Genomic DNA, 1,516 nt, shown 5'->3' with positions numbered 1-1,516 from the left:
GTAACTATTCAGCAGCCGGAAGCGGCGAAACGACGAACCCGGCGAAGCCCAAAGCCAGCGCGTCGATCAGCGAACGGTTCTGTTTGCGCAGACTGGCAAGGTAGGAGCGGATCGTGCAGAACGCCTCCATGCCTGATACCGCACGGAAACACCCCGAGATTTTCTGTTTGAGCTTGGGCATGCGGATATCGCGTTCGGCCTGGTTGTTGTCAAACGGTACCCGGTGATCGGCAATGAAGCGCCACACCTCGGTCGCCTGCATCTGCAGGCGCCGGACCAGGTTGTAGGTAAAGCTTTGTCTGATTCTGCCGCGCAGTTCCACGCGAGTGGGCGCGCGAGCCTGGGTTGGATTAAGTTTGCGCGCCTGGGCAATCAGTGTCCGGCTGCGTCGCCTGTAATAGCGCTGACGCAATTGATCCAGTGCCATGTTGCCGGAGGCCACACTGAGGTCGACTTCGCGCTTGGCCTGGCAAAGCAGATCGATCATCTGCTGGGCCCAGGGTTGCTGCGTCGACTCCACGACGAACACCAGTTCGCGAAGATGGTGCGCATTGCACAGCGCATGTTCACACTCATAGGCTGCGTACGGCCTCCAGCCGTCATGCACCGCGACGCCCTTAAACCCGGGCAGAATGCCGAAGCTGTCCAGTGCCTCGCTACCGCGCTTGCGATGTGCGCCATACCAGCTCAACGTACGCGTCGAGGCGAGATGCAGCCAGTGGGGCATACGTCCGACGCGCATGGAACTCTCATCGAAATGCACCACGGGCTGCTCGCGTAGCGCTTCGCTGATCTGTTTAACTGCGGGGGCCAGCAGGCGGGCAGCCTCATCGATACTCTGCTGCACCGTGCCCGTACTCACATGCACACCGAACAGGTCCCCGAGTGCCTGGGCCGTTCGCGCCACTGGCAACTGTTGGTACTGCGTCAGATAGACGGCCGCCGCGCGGATCTGGGAGCCGTACTGCACCGCCTGGCTTACGCTTTCGGGAAACACACCCAAATGACGCTTGCCGCAGGTGCACTGCGCAATCTGCACGCGATGTTCTGTCACATTGAAGCGCGTGGGCGGCAGATCGATGACCTGACGTCCTTCGGGCAACACCGTGATGCGGCTGGATTCGATCTGCTGGCCACAGGCATCGCACACCGGTGCCACCGGATGAATCTCGATGTTATCGGGGTGCGCCACCCGTTTGAGCGTCTTGCCCTTATGCCCTGGCTGCGCGCCAGGCTTCGCACCGCTCGTGCCGCGCAAAGACTTCGGCTTGCGCCCGGGTCCATCGCTTGAGGGCGGCTTGCTGGAGTTACGACTGTTCTTCTCGAGTTTCGCTTCCAGCGCGTTCAGACGCTTCACCAGATCAACGATGAGCGCGTCCTTCTGTTCGTGCGTCAGGTCCTTGAAATCGGGCATCTTCGTCATGTCCTTCACTATGCACAGCCTGGTGGCAGTTTACAAGCGCTGAATAGTTACGCGGCGGCAAAGAAAGTAAGTGCCGCCCCGCACAGGGGCAAC

Annotated in this window: 1 protein-coding gene; it reads right to left on the bottom strand. The window is 60.8% G+C overall.

The annotated features are described in order from the left end of the window. Window positions 1-4: 4 nt before the first annotated feature. The gene (gene tnpC, locus FSO04_RS45725; RefSeq protein ID WP_166618403.1) at window positions 5-1,414 is read right to left on the bottom strand and encodes an IS66 family transposase; all 1,410 of its coding nucleotides are present in this window, start codon (window positions 1,412-1,414) and stop codon (window positions 5-7) included. Window positions 1,415-1,516 lie beyond the last annotated feature (102 nt).

The sequence above is a fragment of the Paraburkholderia madseniana genome, from assembly GCF_009690905.1.
Lineage (GTDB): Bacteria > Pseudomonadota > Gammaproteobacteria > Burkholderiales > Burkholderiaceae > Paraburkholderia > Paraburkholderia madseniana.
Note: the sequence above shows the minus strand (reverse complement) of the source record. Positions and strands in the feature narration are given on the sequence as shown.